This window comes from Psychrobacter sp. SWN149, from assembly GCF_015864565.1.
Taxonomy (GTDB): Bacteria; Pseudomonadota; Gammaproteobacteria; order Pseudomonadales; family Moraxellaceae; genus Psychrobacter.
On the sequence record NZ_JADYWX010000004.1, the window covers coordinates 32,964 to 55,988 of the forward strand.

The 23,025-nt window shown below is 44.7% G+C and carries 16 protein-coding genes; 14 read left to right on the forward strand and 2 right to left on the reverse strand.

The window, feature by feature from the left end; translation table 11 throughout:
• Positions 1–11: 11 nt before the first annotated feature.
• The 11 genes from I6E86_RS07565 (at position 12) to I6E86_RS07615 (ending at position 18,011) form a co-directional block, all read left to right on the forward strand.
• A complete protein-coding gene (locus I6E86_RS07565) occupies positions 12–3,002 on the forward strand; it encodes a M48 family metalloprotease (RefSeq protein WP_227680593.1) in 2,991 nt (996 codons plus the stop codon).
• A gap of 244 nt (positions 3,003–3,246) precedes the next feature.
• A complete protein-coding gene (locus I6E86_RS07570; RefSeq protein ID WP_197176672.1) occupies positions 3,247–4,125 on the forward strand; it encodes a hypothetical protein in 879 nt (292 codons plus the stop codon).
• A 113-nt stretch (positions 4,126–4,238) separates the two neighbouring features.
• Positions 4,239–5,375 (forward strand): 3-phosphoserine/phosphohydroxythreonine transaminase, encoded by a 1,137-nt coding sequence (gene serC, locus I6E86_RS07575; protein ID WP_197176674.1) that lies wholly within the window; start codon positions 4,239–4,241, stop codon positions 5,373–5,375.
• Positions 5,376–5,630: 255 nt separating this feature from the next.
• Entirely contained in the window at positions 5,631–7,463 is a 1,833-nt protein-coding gene (locus I6E86_RS07580) for an extracellular solute-binding protein (RefSeq protein ID WP_197176676.1), read from the forward strand.
• 134 nt (positions 7,464–7,597) lie between these two features.
• Positions 7,598–8,377, forward strand: a complete 780-nt coding sequence (gene gloB / locus I6E86_RS07585; RefSeq protein WP_197176679.1) for a hydroxyacylglutathione hydrolase — start codon at positions 7,598–7,600, stop codon at positions 8,375–8,377.
• A gap of 103 nt (positions 8,378–8,480) precedes the next feature.
• A complete protein-coding gene (yejB, locus tag I6E86_RS07590; RefSeq protein WP_197176680.1) occupies positions 8,481–9,551 on the forward strand; it encodes a microcin C ABC transporter permease YejB in 1,071 nt (356 codons plus the stop codon).
• A 98-nt stretch (positions 9,552–9,649) separates the two neighbouring features.
• Complete coding sequence (locus I6E86_RS07595; protein WP_197177172.1) at positions 9,650–10,663, forward strand: ABC transporter permease; 1,014 nt, start codon at positions 9,650–9,652, stop codon at positions 10,661–10,663.
• A gap of 1 nt (position 10,664) precedes the next feature.
• Entirely contained in the window at positions 10,665–12,362 is a 1,698-nt protein-coding gene (locus I6E86_RS07600; RefSeq protein WP_197176682.1) for an ABC transporter ATP-binding protein, read from the forward strand.
• Between the two features lie 171 nt (positions 12,363–12,533).
• Positions 12,534–13,820, forward strand: a complete 1,287-nt coding sequence (locus tag I6E86_RS07605; RefSeq protein WP_197176684.1) for an iron-containing alcohol dehydrogenase — start codon at positions 12,534–12,536, stop codon at positions 13,818–13,820.
• A 330-nt stretch (positions 13,821–14,150) separates the two neighbouring features.
• Positions 14,151–15,371, forward strand: a complete 1,221-nt coding sequence (msrB, locus tag I6E86_RS07610; protein ID WP_197176685.1) for a peptide-methionine (R)-S-oxide reductase MsrB — start codon at positions 14,151–14,153, stop codon at positions 15,369–15,371.
• Between the two features lie 216 nt (positions 15,372–15,587).
• Complete coding sequence (locus tag I6E86_RS07615; RefSeq protein WP_197176687.1) at positions 15,588–18,011, forward strand: YadA family autotransporter adhesin; 2,424 nt, start codon at positions 15,588–15,590, stop codon at positions 18,009–18,011.
• Positions 18,012–18,134: 123 nt separating this feature from the next.
• On the opposite strand, the gene folE is transcribed toward I6E86_RS07615, so the two are convergent.
• Positions 18,135–18,731: a GTP cyclohydrolase I FolE gene (gene folE / locus I6E86_RS07620; RefSeq protein WP_227669600.1), complete on the reverse strand. Its 597-nt coding sequence runs from the start codon at positions 18,729–18,731 to the stop codon at positions 18,135–18,137.
• A 380-nt stretch (positions 18,732–19,111) separates the two neighbouring features.
• Here folE and I6E86_RS07625 point away from each other — a divergent pair, with 380 nt between their 5' ends.
• Together I6E86_RS07625 and I6E86_RS07630 are read left to right on the forward strand one after the other, a co-directional pair.
• Positions 19,112–19,921 carry an enoyl-ACP reductase gene (locus tag I6E86_RS07625; RefSeq protein WP_194364320.1) on the forward strand — a complete coding sequence of 270 codons (810 nt, stop codon included), beginning with the start codon at positions 19,112–19,114 and terminating at the stop codon, positions 19,919–19,921.
• Positions 19,922–20,057: 136 nt separating this feature from the next.
• Entirely contained in the window at positions 20,058–20,753 is a 696-nt protein-coding gene (locus tag I6E86_RS07630; protein ID WP_197176689.1) for a YoaK family protein, read from the forward strand.
• A gap of 92 nt (positions 20,754–20,845) precedes the next feature.
• On the opposite strand, the gene I6E86_RS07635 is transcribed toward I6E86_RS07630, so the two are convergent.
• Positions 20,846–20,998 carry a hypothetical protein gene (locus I6E86_RS07635; protein WP_194364322.1) on the reverse strand — a complete coding sequence of 51 codons (153 nt, stop codon included), beginning with the start codon at positions 20,996–20,998 and terminating at the stop codon, positions 20,846–20,848.
• 386 nt (positions 20,999–21,384) lie between these two features.
• On the opposite strand from I6E86_RS07635, the gene I6E86_RS07640 reads away from it, so the two are divergent.
• Complete coding sequence (locus tag I6E86_RS07640) at positions 21,385–22,806, forward strand: SLC13 family permease (protein WP_197176694.1); 1,422 nt, start codon at positions 21,385–21,387, stop codon at positions 22,804–22,806.
• Positions 22,807–23,025 lie beyond the last annotated feature (219 nt).

Below are 23,025 nucleotides of genomic sequence, written 5' to 3' on the forward strand. Positions count from 1 at the left end.
TTTAGATAATTTTGGCGAACTCTAGGCAGCCTGATCTGATGGATTTTTTCGGTGAACAGCGGATACGTACGCGGCGCAGTCTATTACTTTATGGACTGTTTTTCCTGATTGTACTTGCTCATATGGCTGTAGGACTGGCTGTCATGTCTATACTGCTGACAGTATTTACAGGTGGCATATATCACTGGGTATTGGTTCTGGTCATTGTCTTGACGCTAGGTAGTTTCGTTGGTGGTAGTTTTTTGGAGTATCGACGCCTAAGAGCAGGTGGCCGTGCTATTGCTCAGCGAGTAGGAGCGGTTAGGCTGTTCATTGATAACAGTCAAGAAGCATGGGAGCACAGTCAAGGAGTCGCTCATCAACATGAGACCGAAGAGAAGGTTCGCTATAGTGCGCGTCATATAGCCGTGCGCAATGAGCGTGATTTTCCGCCAGTCTATCGTCGCTATCATGAAATTGCTCAGCAATTGGCCATTGCTTCAGGTTTGCAAACCCCTATTTTGTACGTATTACCTGATGAACAAGGTATTAATGGCTTCGTCGCTGGTCGTCATAACTCAGATATGGTATTGGTCGTCACCCAAGGAGCACTAGACAAGCTGTCTGATGAGGCGCTATACGGGCTTATCGGTCATGAGTACGGCCATATCCTGCACGGTGATGCTACGTTCAATTTACAGCTAATGGTGGTGTTGGCAGGCTTGCAAATACTATACGATTGGAGTGATCCAATATCCAATCATCTCTCTAATCGTCTCTCTAATTATAGGCACTTTGATAGCGATAATATCTCCCAAAAATCTCTATCACAGAGGCAGGTTGATACGCTTGCACGCAATACGGAAGCGCAAACGGCCAATTTCACCACGCATAGTGAGTGGGTCGCTTACTGGCAGCAGCAATCACAACAGCAGCAGTCCTCAGCCAAGCGTCAGTCTAAGTGGGTGCAAACGCCACCTGTCATGGATCGTCAAGCCCCGCGTAGTTTCTGGACACTGCTACTGCATGGCTTGAGCTTCTCTAGTATGGCAAGCGCGCAGCTGATTAAGCATAGCTTCAACCGTCAGCGTGAACTACTCGCTGATGCCACCAGCGTTCAATTGACACGTACACCTGCGATTATCGAAACTTTAAAAGCCATTCATCAAGACTCACTCGGCTCGCGTTTGTCTGGCATTTCTGATATCAATGGACTCAGCCATTTTTTCTTTGCTAGTAGTGGGGCGGATTTGGGCGATGTGTCATGGTTTGCCACACATCCAAGCTTGACTGAACGTATGAGCGCTATTAACGCGGATGCTTATCATAAGTTCGCGGTACAAATTGCTAAAGAAAAACGAATAAATCAGCAAAAGGTCAAAGAAATATATAGGCAACGCCGCTTAGGAGATTGGGGAGCGACAGAAGGGAATAGCCTAAGTAATAATTCACCAGACAAAAATATACATCCTTCGTCAATATTTGAAGCTCAAACAGCCGCGACGATTAATACAGGTGGCACTAAACAGGCAAGTGACGGAAAAATTCCTGTTGAGTCTGGGAACGACGGTCGTAACAGAGAGAGCGATGAATCAGAGGTTAATGACGGTTTAGAATTTACCGTAGAAGCTGATGTGGTGGTTGATGGGCGGCTTCAAGTACAGGCTGAAGACATAAGTACTTGTGGGCTGTTGAAACCGTGGCAGTCCAAACCTGACGTTGACCTACCAAAAAACACATTGATTGAGGTCAGTGATATCCAAAAGGTGTCACTACCGCAGTATATACTTAATGATAGTCATCATCCTTTAGGCACATTAGCACTGATCGAAGCGGTTATGCTTTGTCATCAGCATCAACCATTATCAATGACTGCTACTTATAGTCTAAATGATATTTGGAATGGTGGTTTCTCTGTAGCGACTGACTCGACCTCCCATGAGCAAGTGTTACCACATAGGATAGATTATAAGTTACTGACAATAATAGCCAGCCTAGATAGGCGTTTGGACAGTGCTTTGATTAAACTCGCCTTAACCCAATTGTGTCAACATGATTTATCTGAACTACTTATCGAAAGCCTAAAGCCCAAAAGCAATGACGATCATAGTTACGATAGTCATCAGTACTATGTAAAACAAGAGAAATGCCGTACGATGTTGCTGCGCTATCAGCAAGGTATATTTGAGTTGTTTAACCAACAACTGACATCCGACTTAACCAAAAGCTTAGCGTATGATTCGTCAGATCAAAATATATCTAGTGATAGCTCTCATTCAATCGCGGTTGCTCTGAATAGCTCGTCAGCCCGAGCATCACAAAAATCGCCAATATTGTCATTATGGCAAGCGCTACATTTGCAGCAGTTGCTACCGATATTGTCTGAAGTTTTACAAGATACAGACGCGCAGGCTGTATGGCCACAGATATTAAAAGCTGGCATGGAAGACATATGTACGCAGCTTGACCCTTCAATGCAGGTGTTTAATAGTCTTGATACTGCACAAATATCAATGGTCGTCTTATTGGCGTATCGACTGTCAAAAGATGCTAAGGGCCAGATGATCTCAATGCATGATCGATCATTATTGAGTGAAAATGATGAGAGCGTGGCACATTACATTGTAGACTTGAGGCGTCATGCACGCTTGATTGATATTGATCTCGTGACAGTAAGTGATGTTAATCTACAGTGGTTACTGCTCACAACCCAGCATCTAAATAGTATCCAGTTATTGGCGATTATTTCTGCGGTTCCGGTGTCCAGTCAGTATACAAGCACTCACATGGTCGATACTCCGAATACCGATAATTATCGTGATAATCATCAAGACAGGCAACAGGATGGTGGTCAAATAGATTACAATGACCATGACACCGCCAAGCCTGCACACCATCAATATCGACAATGGCTCAGTACTTTGCATACCGTTATGCTACACGATACGATAATCAGCCAAGATGAATATGATTGCCTGACTACTATGTCAGAGCGCTGGCTGGGTATTCGGCAGATTTTTTGATAAATGATCGATTAGGAAGTAGTTGTTTAACTATTGCTTATCTGATAAATAACTATTTAATAGATGTCTGATAGCATGATGCATACTGGATAAAATAGACGGTCAGTCTTATATAGAATAGATACGTGATGACACGCAACTGGGTTGCATTTTTCCCATGTCGTGTTTTTTATAGTAAACGGATGACAGTTAATTCGCCAATCTATCAATGATACAAATAAAATAAGTAGGATAGTAAAGTCGTATGAGTGATATCCAAGATCCGCTAACTGTATTGCAGCACCGTGCGCAGCAACGCCAAATTCTAGCGATGATGGGCATCAATCAGTGGATACAGCCTGAATCAAAAACCATCAATATCACTGATATTGCTATGGATATAGCGAGTCAATCAAACGCTGAATATTTGAGCATTGACCAGCCTAGTACTACGTTACCTAATACAGAATATCTAGGCGATGAGTATCCAAACGTTGAAGCGCCAAGCGCTCAATCAGTCGCTACTGAGGTGCCGATCAACATATCTATTGGTACAGCTAGGAATATGGATGAGCAGTTCACAGAGACTCAGACTATCAATGAGCAAAGTCCAGTCACTTATAGTTTTGACCGTTTAAGTTCAGATACGCCTGATAATGAAAGCGCTACTATATCACCAGCCAATCGCACCGCCAGTAGCTTTATAGATGAGGCGGTGCAGTCAGCCACTGCGCCTGTTCTTGAGCGTCATGTTGATCAAAACACGCATAATGAAAGCCAAAAAAAGGTCGCGCCTTTTACTTTACAAGGTGGACGCTATGGCGACTGGGTCATACTGGTGGATATCCAAGCACTCACTAGCGACAGTCAAAAATTGTGGCAAAATATCACAAGCGCGCTATCAATATCCTGTGAGACGACATCATTTCCAATCTGTGAAGGGATGGATACTGCTGAGCTTGCCAACGCTAGTCTTGCAGGTTATGTGTTTAGAATGGGTCGAAGCGAAGAAATAAAAGTCGCAGCGCTGACCGTATTACCGGATGGTATCGAACATCCTACGCTGACAGCGGTGCCGACATTAGGTGATATGCTAGAAGACAGCAGTTTAAAGCGCAAACTGTGGAATCAGATATCTCTCTGAGTTATAGTACAGCCAACCTGCCTTATCAAAAATTTACTGTATCAACACACGTTTTTCTCAACAAACTGAAGTAAAGTATTCCTCTTTATTTCATTATATCTAGGACTGTGATTATGCCTGCCAACCCAACGTCTACTACCCCTACAAACACAACCGCGCCGCACCGCGTACCCAATTTTTGTGCTGGGCCAGCCACCATGCCAACATCAGTGCTCGAGTATGCCCAGAGCGAACTGCTTGACTGGCAAGGTCGCGGCGTATCGGTCATGGAAGTGAGCCATCGCAGCAAAGAGTATATAGCGATTACTGACAAAGCGGAAGCTAAGCTACGCTCGCTAATGGAAATACCAGATAACTATAAAGTACTGTTTTTGCAAGGTGGTGCTAGCTTACAGTTTTCTGCGATTCCATTGAATCTATTAAATGGTGGCCGCGGCGATTATTTGACGACAGGGGCATGGTCAGGCAAGGCAATCAAAGAAGCAAAACGCTATGAAGCACTTGGTCTGGGTGAGATTAATTTGGTCGCCACCGGTAAAAACAGTAATTTTTCAGATGTGCCAGCCCAAAGTGAGTGGAATATCAGTGAAGGCGCGGCTTATTTTCATTACTGTGCCAATGAAACCATTCATGGCCTACAGATATTTGAGCCGCCACAAGTCGATGCACCGATTATCGTTGATATGTCCTCTTGTATCTTGTCACAGCCGATAGATGTGTCTAAGTTTGGCATGATCTACGCGGGTGCACAAAAGAACATCGGTCCTGCAGGTTTGGTCATTATTATTGTCCGTGAAGACTTGTTGGGTAAGGCCAGCGAATGGTGCCCTATGCTACTGAACTATGAGCATCAAGCTGATAAAGAGTCTATGTCGAACACGCCAGCAACGTATTCTTGGTACTTAGCGGGATTGGTGTTTGATTGGTTAGAAGAGCAGGGCGGCGTGGCTGCTATTGGTAAAATCAACCAGCAAAAAGCAGACTTACTGTATAGAACCATCGATGATAGCAGTTTCTATAACAACCCAGTTGCCACTGAGTACCGCTCTATCATGAATGTACCGTTTACCTTAGCAGACAGCAGTCTGGATAAAGTATTCTTGGCAGAATCAGAAGCAGCTGGATTGCTCAATCTAAAAGGCCATCGCGATGTGGGCGGTATGCGTGCCAGCATTTATAATGCCGTACCACTTGAGTGGGTACAGCTATTGGTCGATTTTATGATCGCGTTCGAAAAAAAGCATGGTTAAGCGAATTGTTAACCCCTCGGCTATAAGATTTCAATAAAGCCTTAAGATGCAGTCATGTACAAAAAAAGCGCAACTGATAACGGTTGCGCTTTTTTATGAGACCTGTCATGCAGGAAGCATAAGACATAACCTAGCAAACCATTAGGTGAGACAGACTAACTTTGTTATGATAAAGTTTTGCACTCAGTCAGGTTTTCCGTCAGTATTCTTGTTTTGAACCCCAAATTGGTTGGCATAAAGGTTTGTGATAACACCATGATAAAAAACGCCCTATCAAAATCTGTGTTGCTAATCCTCACTGTCAGCTGGCTGCCAAGCAGTATCGCTGCACCTATCACCACATCAGCGCTTGGTCATAACAGTCCAACAGCATACATCGATGCGCCTTATCTGCCGTATGCCAATCCACAGGCACCATCAGGCGGTACTTTGTCATTAGATACTCGCGGTACATTCAATAGTGCCAACAAGTGGATGACCACTGGTGTGGCCATGATTGGCACTGATTACCTCTATGATACCTTGATGACGGGCTCATTGAATGAAGCCTTTACCATGTATCCGCAGCTGGCAAGCAAGGTGACGTATGATCCAGAGGATACCAGCTGGATTGTCTATCATTTGAATCCTGCCGCTCTATTTTGGGATGGAACGCCAGTGACCAGCCGCGATGTCAAAGCGACGTATGAGGCGATATTAAACAAAGGCCCCATGTACATTCGCAGTTATTTGGGCGATATCAAAGACATCCAACTCATTGATGAGCAGCAAGTAAAGTTTGTTTTTAGGTCTACTGAGAATAAAGAGATTTTGCTGACCGTTGGACAGTTTCCTATTTTTGCCAAATCTTCAATCGACGCTAACTTTGAAAAAATCACCTTAACACCATTGATGGGTAGTGGCCCTTATAAGCTAGGGCGTGTTGATGCTGGTCGTTCGGTAAGCTACATACGTGACCCTAACTATTGGGGCCGTGCTTTGATGGTCAACCGTGGTCGTTATAACTTTGATATGATTAAATTTGTGTATTATCAAAGTGATGAGATTGCCTTTGAGGGCTTTAAATCCGGCCAGTACCGTTTTCGCCCTGAAAACAAAGCATCGAACTGGGTAACAGGTTATAATTTTCCTGCCGTCACGGCAGGGCTGATCAAAAAAGAAGCGATCGCCAGTCAAAACCCCGTGCCGATGCAAGGCTTGGTCATGAATATGCGTCGCCCAATTTTTCAAGATATTAGGGTGCGTCAAGCGCTGACAGCCGCGTACGATTTTGAGTGGATGAATAAAACCTTGTTTCATGGCCAATATGAGCGGTTACAAAGCTTCTTTCATGGCTCAGAGCTGGCAGCAACGGGCACACCCTCTGACAAAGAGATGCAGGTGTTAACGCCTCTGCTGCCAAAGCTTGAGCCAATTCAACGCAGCGCCGTATTGGCAGAATGGCAGTTGCCAGTCAGTGATGGCAGTGGCTTTAATCGTCAAGGGTTATTAAAGGCGCGCCAGTTATTGTTAGATGCTGGGTTTTATTATGAAGATATGAAGCTGTATCAGCCTGACGGAGCGTTGGCTCAGATTGAAGTTCTCATGACAGGTGAGACCATGGGACGTGTATTGCTGCCTTATATTCGCAACCTAAAACGTTTGGGGTTTGATGTCTCTTTGCGCCAAGTGGATGGCCCACAATACTATGAGCGTATGCGCCGCTTCGATTATGATATGGTCGTTGATGTGTTTGCCCAAAGTCTGTCTCCTGGCGCTGAGCAAGCGGCATTTTGGGGCAGCGCTGCGGCTGATGAACCGGGTAACCATAATAGCGTTGGTATCAAAAATGTTGCCATTGATCAGGTGGTTAAATCACTTGGTAATGCCAAAAATCGCGATGATATCGTGTTGTACACACAAGTGCTTGATCGCCTGCTGCGAGCCGGTCATTATGTCGTACCCTTGTATGGCAAATCTGGCACCAACGTCGCTTATTGGGATCAATACCGTCATACCGAAAACCTACCATCCAATGCCGTCGGCATCGACTATTGGTGGGTGGATAAAGAAGCAGAAAAACGTGTTAATCAGTATCTGAAACGGTGAGTAATACTCAACGTACTGACCAGTGCTCAAAACAGTATTCTACGCTTAAGATAGCAAACAAAAGCGTCTGTAAATTATTAATATTCCCTAGTAAAGATATCAGTAATAAAAATAACAACCAGTAAGGATGTAACATGACTATCCGTATTCACCCAATCAAAGCCTTTAATGACAATTATATTTGGACATTAATCAATGATAATAATAAACAAGCCATTGTCATTGATCCTGGTCAAGCCCAGCCAGTGGTGGATTACTTAGAGAGCAACGAATTAGAGCTGACCTCCATTTGGACCACACATCATCATCATGACCATATCGGCGGCGTCGCAGAGTTACAGGAGTCGTATCCGATGACACATTTGGTCGCACATAGTGAGCATAACGTTGATGAAGACCAAACCATAAAAGATGGTAGCACGGTGAGTGCTTGGGGCTGCTCAGCACAAGTTTGGGATGTGTCAGGCCACACTGCTAGCCATATGGCCTACATCTTGGATATCGATGGTCAGAAGCACTGCTTTTGTGGAGATACGTTGTTTAGCGCAGGCTGCGGACGCGTCTTCACTGGTACGATTGAGCAATTGCATGAGAGCTTTAAGCGTTTGAACGGGTTGCCTCATGAGGCGCTACTGTATCCGGCGCATGAATATACGGCCAGTAACCTGCGTTTTGGTCTGTCTATAGAACCTGACAACGAAGCGATGCAGCAAGCCTTAGCACGAGCAGAGGCGCAAACTGAGCAAGGCATGGCAACGCTGCCAGTGACACTAGAGCATGAGCGTGCGGTAAACGTGTTTTTACGTACGCAAGAGCCGAGCGTAATCGCAGGAGTGAAATCCAAAATGTCTATCGATGATGAAAAGTCATTGACAATATTTGCAGCGTTACGTGAGCTGAAAAACAACTTTTAAAGTAAGTTTTTAACAAATAATTTGCTTTTAAGAACCTCTTTAACACACCGCAATTCGCTGCTGAACGTCATTGCTATCTCTCTTTACTTAGGAAGTCGCCATTATGGGTCGTTATATCTTAAAAAGACTACTACTGATATTGCCGACACTATTTTTGATATTGCTTGCCAACTTTGTGATCGTACAGGCGGCACCAGGCGGGCCTGTTGAGCAGCAGCTGGCACTTATCGAACAGGGCGCAAAAGACAATGCGCTTGGCGGTAATATTGGTGCGGGCAGTGCAGGTGGCAACGACAGCACTTATCAAGGCACGCGTGGTCTCTCTGAGGAGATGGTCGCTGCAATCAACGCTCAATATGGCTTTGATAAATCTGCTCCAGAGCGGTTTTGGCTCATGTTAAAGAACTACGCTCAGCTAGATTTTGGTGAGTCTTTTTTTAAAGGGCAGTCGGTGACCGATCTTATCGTAGAGAAGTTACCAGTCTCGATATCGCTTGGGCTGTGGAGTACGTTGCTCATCTATATGATCGCTATTCCGCTAGGCGTCTATAAAGCGATGCATCATGGCTCAGGCATTGATAAAGCCACGGCTATGCTGCTTGCTATAGGACATGCGATACCTGTGTTTGTCTTTGCAGTGATTTTACTGGTGTTCTTTGCGGGTGGCAGCTATTGGAATATCTTTCCATTACAGGGACTGACGTCCGAAAATTTTGATCAGCTAAGCGCACTTGGTAAAGTGAAAGATTATTTTTGGCATTTGGCGTTACCGTTACTGGCAAGTACTGTAGGCGGTTTTGCAGGTTTGACCTATTTGACCAAATTTAGCTTTTTAGAGGAACTGGGCAAGCAGTATGTACTGACCGCTAGTGCTAAAGGCTTAGGTGAGCGTCAGGTGCTATACGGACATGTTTTTCGCAATGCGATGTTGATTATTATCGCAGGTATTCCAGCCGCTATTGTTGGTATCTTCTTTGCGGGTAATTTTTTGATTGAAATTATCTTTAAACTTGATGGCCTCGGTTTGCTAGGTTTTGAAGCCATTCAACAACGCGATTATCCAGTGATATTTGGCACGCTATTCATCTTTACCTTAGTGGGGCTGCTACTGCAATTAATCAGTGATTTGAGTTATCACTTAATTGATCCTCGTATTGATTTTGAGGGCCGCTAATGTCAAATAATCAACCTTCACCAAAGAGCAGTACTATTAATAGCGAACCAGATAAAGCGCCAATGCCTGAGCAGCTATCTACCACAAAAAAGCAACGATTGAACCCTATATGGCAAGCACGTTTAGATCGCTTTCGCCAAAATCGTCTTGGGGTAATATCGCTGTTTGTTTTTGCTGTGATATTTGTTATCTGCATGGCGGCTAACGTCATTGCCAATGACAAACCTTTACTGGTTCAATATCAAGGCGATTATTACTTTCCAGTATTAAAAGCTTATCCTGAAACGACGTTTGGCGGTGTGTTTGAGACCGAAACCAATTATAAAGATCCTGCAGTGCAGTCGCTGATTGATGAGCAAGGGTTTTATATGATGCCGCCTATCCCGTTTGCCGACCAAACGCCGAATGTCGAGCTTGGTTTGCCTTATCCAGCAGCGCCCAATGCCCAGAACTGGCTCGGTACTGATGATATGGGGCGTGATGTGCTGGCACGGATACTTTATGGTATGCGAGTGTCGTTACTGTTTGGTTTGGCCTTGACACTTGCAGGTGCACTGATTGGGATTATCGTTGGTGCGGTACAAGGGTATTATGGTGGCTGGGTAGATCTGGCAGGGCAGCGATTTATGGAAGTGTGGGGCGGTATGCCTCAACTGTTTATGATTATTATTTTGGTCAGCTTATTTAGTCCCAGTATCACCATGTTATTTGCGTTGATGTTGTTATTTGGCTGGATGGGACTGGTTGGTTTGGTACGAGCAGAATTCTTGCGGGCCCGTAACTTTGACTATGTGCGTGCTGCACGTAATCTGGGCGTTTCGGACAGTCAAATCATGCTCCGGCACATCCTGCCCAATGCCTTGGCCTCAAGCTTGTCACAATTGCCATTTATCTTAACCGCCAATATCATCGCGCTAACCGCATTGGACTTTTTGGGCTATGGGTTGCCGCCTGGTTCGCCCTCACTGGGTGAGCTGATGGTACAAGGCAAAAACAACCTTGATGCGCCGTGGCTGGCATTATCAGGATTCTTTAGCTTGACCTTTATTTTGTCATTGCTCATCTTCGTCGGTGAAGCACTGCGTGATGCATTTGATCCGAGGCGCTCTTGATATGACCGAAAATACTATTGCCTCTGAGCAAAAAAACGTGCCAAATGACAGTGTTAATTATTTACAAGATAAGCTCATGTTAACAGTAGACAAGCTCACTATTACGACCGCTACAGGCGTTCAGTTAGTCAATGAGCTGTCTTATGAGCTGAGACAAGGTCAGACTTTGGCCATCGTGGGTGAGTCAGGCTCTGGCAAATCGATTGCCAGTCTGGCGCTACTCGGTTTACTACCAGACAGTTTGACCATTACGGGTCAGGCTAAGCTTGCTGATGCAGCAGGACTGTCGATATTGCCAATAGCAAGCCAGCCAATAACGGGCAACAAGTCACGTAATGCTGCACTACGTCCTATTCGTGGTAAGCGTATCGGCATGGTGTTCCAAGAGCCGATGACCGCATTGAACCCACTGCATACGGTTGCCAAACAAATCGCTGAATCGCTGCGTCTAAGCGGTATACCTAAGAAGCAATGGCAAGAGACCACCATTGCTTTGCTAGACGATGTCAATATCACTGATCCTGCAGACAAGCTCAATCGCTATCCGCATGAGCTGTCAGGTGGTCAGCGCCAGCGCGTGATGATCGCCATGGCACTGGCGCAGCAGCCTGATATATTGATTGCTGATGAGCCGACCACAGCGCTTGACGTTACTCTGCAGCATGAGATTTTGGCACTATTGAATGATCTCAAGCGCCAGCACAATATGGCGATGATACTCATCAGCCATGACCTCAATTTAGTCAGACGCTATAGTGATGAGGTCATCGTTATGCGCCAAGGGCAGACGGTTGAACAAGGTCAAACCGCGACTGTGTTCGCACATCCGGCAGCCGATTATACTCGCACGCTTATTAAGCAAGACTTTGGCAAAGCGCTGACCTTGATCAATGCTGACGTAGACCAATCCCCCAAGGTATTACAGGTAAAAGGGCTTACCGTACGGTTTCCGATTGAAAAAAGTCTGTTTGGCACGACCAAGCGCTGGTTTGATGCCGTCAAAGATGTCGATATGATACTTTCAAAAGGACGGGCATTGGGTATCGTTGGTGAGTCAGGCTCTGGCAAAACCACGATGGCACTTGCGCTTAGCCAGTTGCTCAGTAATCAAGCTGATGTGGCGGGACAGATAGTCGTCAATGGGCAAGATATCGCAGCGCTTTCCAAAAAAGATCTACGCGCTTTTCGCTCGCAAATTCAGATGGTATTTCAAGATCCATTTGCCAGTATCAACCCTCGCATGACGGTCATGCAGATTGTTGAAGAGGGACTATTGGTGCAAGGCGTGGGTAAGACGGCGCGCCAGCAGGCCGTGATGGAGAGTCTGACAACTGTACATCTGCCTATCGCGTTCGCAGAGCGTTATCCGCATGAGCTGTCAGGGGGACAACGTCAACGTGTGGCATTGGCACGCGCCTTGATTATGCAGCCAAGCTTGCTTATATTGGATGAGCCTACCTCGGCGCTTGACAGTACTACCCAAGTCACAGTGGTCAACTTGCTACGAGAAATTCAAGAAAAAATGAACATCAGCTATGTGTTTATCAGTCATGATCTCAAAGTAGTACGCGCACTGTGTCAGCATATTATGGTACTAAAAGAAGGTGTATGTGTGGAATCAGGGCACACCGAGGATATCTTTACTCAACCGCAGCATCCGTATGCCAAGCAATTATTAGAGGCGAGCAGTGCACAATAATAGCGACATACCAAAAACGTCAGTGGTACAATCAGTCTAAACGCCGATCTATAATCGGTTCTATTACATATTTATCTAGTCTGATATCGGCAAGCATTAATGAGGCATCACCAGCTGATTAAAGCGGTTGTTATCGCGGTTAAAATCATCATTGAAAAGGATTTTGTGCCCATGAAAAAACAAAGTAGCAAACTCAGTCTCCAGTATGCGGGTTATTTGGCAATTGCTAAGACTCGTGCCAAAGTACTCAAAGCCGTCTCTTATGTGATACCTATCAGAAGACCAATGCTGTTCGTTGGTGAGTCTGCTTGTGACGAGCTATGTGACATGCTCATCAATGAAGGCAATACCAATGTGTTTATCGTCACTGATGCCGTACTAAACAAGCTGGGCATACCTGCCAAAATCACCGATTATCTCGACGCAAAAAACATCAATTACCATGTCTATGATGGTATCACGCCAGATCCTACTTTTAGCGTCGTTGAAGAAGGACTTCGCCAATCGATAGCCGCCAATTGCGATTCTATTGTCGCCATTGGTGGCGGTTCAGTGATTGATGCGGCCAAAATGATCGCCATGTCTCAAGGCAATAAGTGCAAACCTCAGCAACTGATCGGTATTCTCAAAGCAAGAAAGCCTGCATCTCCTTTATATTGCGTACCAACGACAGCTGGTACAGGCTCAGAGGCCACGCTTGGTGCAGTAGTGTCCGACGACAAGACACACCAAAAAGCACTGTCTATCGATCCAAGAATGGTGCCATTAGCGGCAGCGATTGACCCAGTTATCATGAAAGGCATGCCAGCGCACATCACAGCGGATACTGGTATTGACGTACTGACCCATGCATTAGAGGCGTGGATGAGCGCCAATGCAAGTGTGGAAACAGACTACTATGCAGCCTCTGCTGTCAAATCTGTCATGCACTATCTGCCACTGGTATACAAAGACGGCGGCAATCTAAAAGCAAGAGAGGAGATGGGTGTAGCAGCGCATTACGGTGGTATCGCCTTTAACAAAGCAGGTCTAGGTTATGTGCATGCCATCGCTCACCAATTAGGGGCGTATTATAGTATTCCTCATGGCCGCGCTAATGCTATCGTCTTGCCTTACGTGCTTGATGTCAATCGTAAAGGAAGCAAAAAACGACTGGCAGCACTGGCAAAGAGAACTGGTATGGTGCAGGATGGTCAAGCTGGTAATGGCGACAGCGAAATAGCAGATCATCTTGTCGCACAAGTTAGAGGTTTGATTGCAGATTTAAACATTGATCCGACAGTTGGTGGCATGCAAACCAGCGATTTTGATAGTATTGCAAAAGCCGCTGCAAAAGAAGTTAGCGATACCTATGCCGTCCCGACCTATCTCTCAGCATCTGAAATTAAAGAAATCTTAACGAAGATTAAGCAGGCAAGTGACGAGCATTCTAACAAGGATACTCAAAAAGCATCATAATCTACTGTTTGCATTGATAGACTTACGATAAATAAAAGCCCATCACTCTTTTGAGGATGGGCTTTTTCATTACACTAAAGGTAATAGAGTTTTTTAAAACGTCTGCTTTGACTTTATATGTTGTCCATAATCTTCACATGCTAGCTATACTAAAGTAAATAATAACCCTCATTTCATCGTTTAATTTATCTTGTGATTACACTCAGTTGATAAAAATTATCTTAATAAACTGTAAATATGTAACAATGCAGGAATGTTACGGTGACACATATGCATTACGATGATTAAATGATATTAAGTATTAAATGAGATTACCCTTAGGAGAGCATTATGAGTCGTATATTATCCTCTAGAGTAGCAGCTATCGTTGTCATGGCAAGCAGTGTATTTTATGCAGGCTGTGCCTCCACTGAGAGCAATACTACTGTAAAAAATGCAATGGCACCGAACCCTTATGCACCTACAACCCCTGGATTGGCTGTGGCAACAGTCGCTGGCGGGTGTTTTTGGTGTGTTGAAGCAGGTTATGAGAAAATACCGGGTGTGGTAGAAGTGGTTTCTGGATACACTGGCGGCAACACTGAAAACCCGACCTATAAAGAGGTGTCAGCAGGTGGTACTGGTCATACGGAAGCGGCGCAAGTATATTATGATCCTACGAAAATAACTTATAACGGTATCGTGCAAGCTTTATGGCGCATCGCAGATCCCACTGATGACAAGGGTCAGTATGTAGATCGAGGCACGCAGTATCGTCCCGCTATTTTTTATAACAATGCTCAAGAAAAACAGATAGCGGAAGCTGCCAAGCAATCACTGCAAGATTCGAGTGTGTACAAAAAACCAGTTGTGATAGAAATCGTTCCTGCCAGCGCCTTCTACCCGGCAGAAGAGTATCATCAAGATTATTATAAAAAGAATCCGCTACGCTACAAGGCATATACGTTCAATTCGGGTCGCTACCAGTTTATCGAGAGCGTCTATGGTAAAGATTATGAGCTTGACTTTAGTCAATTCAAACCTACTGCTGATAGTGCACAGAAAACGGTCGCGAGCAAAATGCCTATCGCAAGCGCCAAGGCAGGTACTGGCTTTAATCCAAATACGTTTGTCAAACCATCACAAGATGAGCTAAAAAAATCGCTCAGTGATATTCAGTATAAAGTCACTCAAAAAGAAGGCACCGAGCGCGCTTTTGATAATGAATACTGGGACAATAAAGCACCTGGATTATATGTTGATGTCGTATCAGGTGAGCCGCTGTATTCTTCTCGTGATCAATACAAGTCTGGAACAGGCTGGCCGAGCTTTACCCGTCCATTGAATGCTAACTTGGTCGTAGAAAAGCCAGATAGAGGAATATTTGGAACCCGTACTGAAATCCGCAGTGTTTATGCAGATTCACATGTGGGGCATGTATTTGATGACGGCCCAGCACCAACAGGTAAACGTTACTGCATGAATTCTGCGGCAATGCGCTTTATTCCACTGGCGCAGATGGAAGCTGAAGGTTATGGCAACTGGGTAGATGATGTAAAACCAGCTGCTTAATATTAATTTATTAGTACGAAAAAATGCTCACTATTGTCTGAATGACATAGTGAGCATTTTTTTGCCTAATACAACATCTTTGCTATTTAGTAATAAAACGTGTTCTTTTGAAGTATTTTTTATAATATACTTACTAAAATGTATAATTTTAGTTAACTTTTAAAAGTTAGATTTCTTGGTTTCCAAACCGTAAAAAAACTTTAGAGGACACAAGCTATGTCGAGAAAATTACAGAGTTCAGTTTCAGCTAATGCGGTAATTACTCCTACTTATAAAGAAGTACCTAGATTAAGCAAGAAGGCATCGTATCTAGCAATTAGTATTTTTGCAGTTAGTGGCATATGTCTAACGGAAGAGTCCGTAGCAGCAGATTGGAGAACGATTGATAACTGTGCATTCTCTAGCGGATACTACTATGGTGATCCTGCTATATGTGACGCACAATTAGCAGAACTGACAACTGGCGGAACTGGCGCCAAAGGCGATAAAGGCGATAAAGGCGACATCGGTCTGACTGGTGCTACTGGCACCAAAGGTGATAAAGGCGATATCGGTCTGACTGGTGCTACTGGCACCAAAGGTGATAAAGGCGATATCGGTCTGACTGGTGCTACTGGCGCCCAAGGCAAACAGGGTATCCAGGGTATGACTGGTGCTATGGGTCCTATGGGTATGCCTGGTATGAACGGTATGGATGGTGCTCAGGGCTTGAAAGGTGATACTGGTGCCAAGGGTGATACTGGACTAACTGGTGCAAAAGGCGACCAAGGCATCCAAGGTGAAACTGGCCTGACTGGCGCTAAGGGTGACAAAGGCGACATCGGTCTGACTGGTGCTACTGGCGCCAAAGGTGATAAAGGCGATATCGGTCTGACTGGTGCTACTGGCGCCAAAGGTGATAAAGGCGATATCGGTCTGACTGGTGCTACTGGCACCAAAGGTGATAAAGGCGACATCGGTCTGACTGGTGCTACTGGTGCCAAGGGTGATACTGGACTAACTGGTGCAAAAGGCGACCAAGGTGTACAGGGTGAAATTGGTGACAAAGGCGACATCGGTCTGACGGGTGCTCAGGGCTTTAAAGGTGATGCTGGATTAAATGGTGCAAAGGGTGATCAAGGTATTCAAGGTGATATTGGACTAACTGGTGCAAAAGGTATTCAAGGTGAAACTGGTCTGACTGGTGCTCAGGGTGTGAAAGGTGATACTGGTGCCAAGGGTGATACTGGACTAACTGGTGCAAAAGGCGACCAAGGTGTACAGGGTGAAACTGGTCTGACTGGCGCTAAGGGTGACACTGGTCTGACGGGCGCTCAAGGCGTGAAAGGCGAAACTGGTGCCAAGGGTGATGCTGGACTAACTGGTGCAAAAGGCGAGCAAGGTATCCAAGGTGACACTGGTCTGACGGGTGCTCAAGGCGTGAAAGGCGAAACTGGTGCCAAGGGTGATGCTGGACTAACTGGTGCAAAAGGTGAGCAAGGTATCCAAGGTGACACTGGTCTGACGGGTGCTCAAGGCGTGAAAGGCGAAACTGGTGCCAAGGGTGATGCTGGACTAACTGGTGCAAAAGGTGAGCAAGGTATCCAAGGTGACACTGGTCTGACGGGTGCTCAAGGCGTGAAAGGCGAAACTGGCGCTAAGGGTGATGCTGGATTAAATGGCGCAAAAGGCGAGCAAGGTATTCAAGGCGACACTGGTCTGACGGGCGCTCAAGGCGTGAAAGGCGAAACTGGCGCTAAGGGTGATGCTGGATTAAATGGCGCAAAAGGCGAGCAAGGTATTCAAGGTGACACTGGTCTGACGGGTGCTCAAGGCGTGAAAGGCGATACTGGTGCTAAGGGTGATACAGGCGAAGCAGGTAAGGATGCTAATATCAATGTCGCTATACAGACCTCTAATAGTACAACCACACCAGCCCAAGCGACAGGCAAAGATGCCATTGCGATAGGTAATGGCGCAGTAGCTGAAGGCAGTCAATCTATTAGTATCGGTGTAGGTAATTTGGTAACAGGTAAAAACTCTGGCGCGGTTGGTGATCCAAGCACAGTTAGTGGTTCAGGCAGCTATAGCTTTGGTAATAATAATACGGTAACTGGCAATAACACGGTCGTTTTAGGAAATGGCATTAGTACTGCAGTCAACAACGCAGTCGTTGTTGGAAGTGATTCAACATCAACCCGTGATAACACAGTGTCAGTTGGCGCAGCAGGTAGTGAGCGTCAGGTGATCAATGTGGCTGATGGCACACAGAATACAGATGCAGCCAATATTAGGCAGTTGAATACCGCAAAAATCAATGCTGTAACCGAAGCTAACACCTATACTGATAACAAATATGATGTTTTGAATAGCAGCTTTCAAAGCTATTCTAACGGTGTAAATCGTCGAGTTGATGATGTAGAAAAAACTGCAAATAGTGGTGTGGCGATCTCTTTAGCGACACAGCAGGCTATTCCTAATCTCAGCCCAGGTAATGTGGCTGTGTTTGGCGGCATGGGTCATTATGAAGGACAAAGCGCTGTTGCTATTGGTGCTGCTACCATGTTAGATAATGGTCGAACATCAGTCAGCGGTGCATTTGGTTTTGCTGATTCAAGATTTGGTGGACGAGTAGGTGTATCTTACATATTTGGCCAATAAGATTTTTTGATTAATTTATATAAATTAAATCTTCGCCCCTATATGACACTTAAATAAAAAGGACGCTACAGCGTCCTTTTTATTTGAGTGTTATTCACAACAGTTTAAATAATTAACTACAACCTAAAATGCTGGCTGGCGTTTTGGAACCGCACCCAAAAACTCATTGCGCGCTTGATTGTTGTGTGTGTATTCACCTAGCATCGCTGTACTGCGCGTTGTTGAATGCTGTTTATTCACACCGCGCATCATCATACACATATGTGACGCATCCATGACCACAGCGACGCCGCGGCAACCTGTCACATCCATAATCGTTTGGGCAATCTGCTCACTTAGGTTTTCTTGTATTTGCAGACGACGGGCAAACATATCAACAATACGGGCAAACTTTGACAGTCCCAGTACTTGTCCATCTGGCAGATAGCCGATATGAGCGACACCATGGAACGGCAACATGTGATGCTCGCATAAAGAATAAAACTCAACATTTTGCACCAGTACTAATTCACGATTGGCTGATGGAAAAACAGCATCATTGACCACTTCTTCTAGACTTTGATGATAGCCTTGGGTCAAATGAGCAAATGCTTTTGCAGCACGAACTGGTGTGTCTAATAAACCAGGGCGTTCTAAGTCTTCGCCAGTAGAAGCAATCAACTGACGATAAGATTCGGTACTTTCTTTATAATCTGGGGTTATTATAGGGGTCTTACTCATAAGTTTGGCAGCCATCCAAAATGTGGGTGTAGCTTAACGTTGAATCCTATCGAGTCCGGATTCTTATAAAAATTGTGCAAGCTGGGAAGGGCTGTGATTATACTTGAAATCTGCTCAACTTCATACTGCTGTGGCAAGCCGCTGCGTGTTTAATCAATACATAGGGGTCAAACATGCAATCAGATGAATCATAGTGACTATATTTTGGTATGAGCTTATTAGAATGACAGCAGCCTTGTACAGTTTACGACTGTTTACTTAAATTAATTCGTGTATAATAACTCATCTTTTCATCTGTACTATTCATTAGTCTAAATCTTCTAATTACTCTAAATAAATTCTTATTCTAAATAATCTCTATCGATTCAAAAGGAAATATTATGCTATTGCAAGGGCAAAGATTCGTCGTAACTGGCATCGCAAGTAAGCTTTCTATCGCATGGGCAATCGCAGAAGCGCTACACCGCGAAGGGGCATCATTGATCCTGACTTATCCGAACGATAAAATCAAAAAGCGCGTGGACATGGCTGCCGAAAAATTCGAAGCAGATTTGGTGCTAGAGTGTGATGTCGCCTCTGATGACTCTATTGCGGCTTGTTTTGAGCAAGTTGCGGCTCATTGGGGTGATGGTATTGATGGTGTGGTACATGCGATAGGCTTTGCACCAATGGATCAGCTAGACGGTGATTTTGTCAATGCCACTACTCGCGAAGGTAGCCACATCGCGCATGATATCTCAAGCTATAGCTTTGTGGCTTTAGCCAAAGCGGCTCGTGAATTATTAGCGATGCGTCATGGCTCTATGCTGACTTTGACTTATGAAGGCAGCATTTCAGTATTGCCAAACTACAATGTCATGGGTATGGCAAAAGCCAGCTTAGAAGCGAGCGTCCGTTATCTAGCGACATCTATGGGCGGCGAAGGTATCCGTGTTAATGCCATCTCAGCCGGTCCTATTCGTACGCTTGCTGCTAGCGGTATCAAATCATTCCGCAAAATGCTCGATATCAGCGAAAAGATCGCACCATTGCAGCGCAATATTACTCAAACAGAAGTTGGTAATGCTGCATTGTTCCTGCTATCTCCGTGGGCGTCTGGTATCACAGGTGAGATTATGTTCGTCGATGCAGGTTTTAATACCGTTGCCATCAGCGAGCAATTAATGATGCTTGATGAACCTGCAAAATAATAATGGTTATAAACGATTCGTTTGATGATAGAAAAGGCAGCCAGTAGGCTGCCTTTTCTGGTTATACTAGGAGTCTTTTTGGCTACGTGCTTTTTAGCAGTGTGCCTTTTTAACTAAGCGCCTTTGGACGAGGGATATGATAACCAAGTTACCAAAGTGGATACTATGGGGCGGGGCGGTATTGGCATTTAGTGCTGGTTGCGTGAATACGACGGCGCTAATGGGGTTTGCCAATTTATCAGTGTCGCACGTCACGGGCAATGTAAGCTTGTTTGCAGCGGCTATCGCGCACTCAGACGCGCGTAGTATTTTATATATTGGTACCTTGTTGCTGTCCTTTTTGGCAGGGGCTATACTAAGCGGCTTTGTCATTGGACAGACATCATTGAAACTCGGTCGTCGTTATGGACGAGCGCTATATCTAGAAGCAGCACTACTGTTGGTGAGCTATTGGTTGTATCAGCAGCATGATTACTTAGGGCAGTTAGCAGCAGCGATGGCCTGCGGATTGCAAAATGCGATGGTCGCAACTTATAGTGGGGCGGTCATTCGTACGACTCATTTGACAGGGCTGACATCGGATATGGGGGCTGCAATCGGTAATTGGCTTGCTGGTCGATCTATTAGCAAACCAACCTTAGGGTTTCAAGCCATTATCTGGTATTGCTTTTGCGGTGGCAGTGCAGTAGGTGCTTACTTATTTGCCAAAGTCAGCTATGAGGCTTTGTTCGTTCCCATCACAATTGTTTTGACAGCAGCCTTTGTATACAACTATGCCTCAGATCATCTGCCAGAAGTTAGAGAGCCAAAAAAGGAAAGGCATTTATCATAATGATAAATGCCGATCGTATTTATTCTTAAGCCTCTGAAAGCTTATTTAGCTATAAAATAGCAAGATAGTAAAGCAGCAAGCTATCTTTGAATTTACTCTTTATGATCTTCGTGCTCGTGCATTCCTTGCATCATATCTAGCATGGAATCATCAGTACGCTGTTGGTCTTCTTTGGCCAGACTATCTTGGTTGATGTCTTTTGGTGCCATCTTAGTCGTTGCATCGATTTTATTTGAGTCTGTCATAAGCTACTCCAGTATATTTTTATTCGATTTCCATTATATTCTTCGATTTTACTATAAGTGTCGTAACCAAACCTTTTGTACATGTATTCAGGCATATGATTTTCACTTAACCTATTTAGTATGTGATATCGCCGATACTTTGTACAGATACGTTATGGGTTTGTTTAGTGACTATATGTAAGCGTTACTTTAAGCACAGGAATTTATAGTCACATTAAGTCAAAGGTGTCGATATCATTGTCATTATCGATACAAAAGTATTATATTTGAGCCATTTTTTATTCCGATAGTCATTTTTATGCATAAGGATACAGGGCGTACTCATATGCAACCAGTGTCTTTATATTTGAGTTTCCACACTGTCTTTGGATCAATAAGGACATTTTATGTCAGAGCAAAAATTAGATAGCCATCTTCCTAACGATGGCAATGAGTATTTATTTACCGATACCTTTCCAAAAGGCACAGGTAAAGGACTGATCGTTGTCGCAATTGCAGCGATTATCGCGATGATTATTTACAATGTACTGCCATTCGATATCAATGCCAATAAAGGTTTGGCAGTATTGTTCTTTATTGGGGTACTGTGGCTTACAGAAGCATTGCATGTAACGATCACCGCATTGCTTGTGGTCGTAATTGGCGCATTGGTTGGTATACCGGATTTCGATGCCGAGATTGGTCTGCAAAGCTTTGCCAATCCCACTATTTATTTGTTCTTTGGTGGGTTTGCCCTAGCAGCTGCCTTGCATGTGCAACAGCTAGATAAAAAAATAGCATTGAAGATATTATCGATGTCTGGTGGGAATCTAGGCAGAGCGGTATTTTTGATATTTGGTGTGACTGCATTCTTGTCCATGTGGATATCGAACACCGCGACGGCCGCGATGATGTTACCGTTGGCACTAGGTATTTTGACGCAAGTTGACCGTGAAAAAGATCGCGGTACCTTTGTGTTTGTACTACTGGGTATTGCTTATTCCGCCAGCCTTGGTGGTTTAGGTACTATCGTGGGTTCTCCGCCCAATGCCATTGCCGCAAAGGCACTCGATATTGCCTTTGTAGACTGGATGAAGTTTGGTATCCCAATGATGCTGGTGCTATTGCCATTGCTGTTGGGTGCGATGTACTTGTTCTTAAAACCCAATCTCAATCGTAAAATCGTACTCGTTGAAGATGAACCAATCGCTTGGAACAAACCGCGTGTAGTGACCATCATCGTCTTTGTCGTTACTGCGTTAAGCTGGATATTCTCCAAGCAGATCGGTGCCGCTTTTGATATTACAGATACAGATGCGATCGTCGCCTTGTCTGCTGCAGCGGCAGTTGTCAGCTTAGGATTGGTGTCTTGGAAACAAGTCTCAGACAATACGGATTGGGGCGTGCTTATGCTGTTCGGTGGCGGTATTGCACTGTCCACGATTTTGAAAGTCTCTGGCGCATCATTAGTACTGGGTGAGACTGTGGCCAATGCATTGTCCTCTGCCCCGATTATCGTCGTGATGCTGGCCGTTTCAGCCTTTATTATCTTCTTGACGGAGTTTGCTTCCAATACGGCCTCGGCTGCACTATTAGTGCCAGTATTTGCCGCTATTGCCGAGCAGATGGGTCTACCGCATGAAGTGCTGGTCTTAATCATTGGTATTGGTGCGTCGTGTGCCTTTATGCTGCCTGTTGCGACCCCGCCAAATGCGATTGTATTTGGTACAGGACTCATCAAGCAGACGGAGATGATTCGTACAGGTATTATATTAAATATTATCGCAACCATTGTTGTTGGGTTATGGGCGTACTTTTTCTTGATATAACCCAGTAGCCAATATAATTATATGTATTCATAGAAAATCAAACCCGATGTTTAGGAATGACTTAAACATCGGGTTTTTTTGTTTCTTATTACGCATAATGTCTGTATAAAATAGCTATGGTTTGAGCTTGTACGGTCGTGAGCAGCAATTGTGCTAGCATTGTATTTACATATGGATTGCTGTTGGCTGTAGCAGAAAATTATAAGTTAACACCCACAA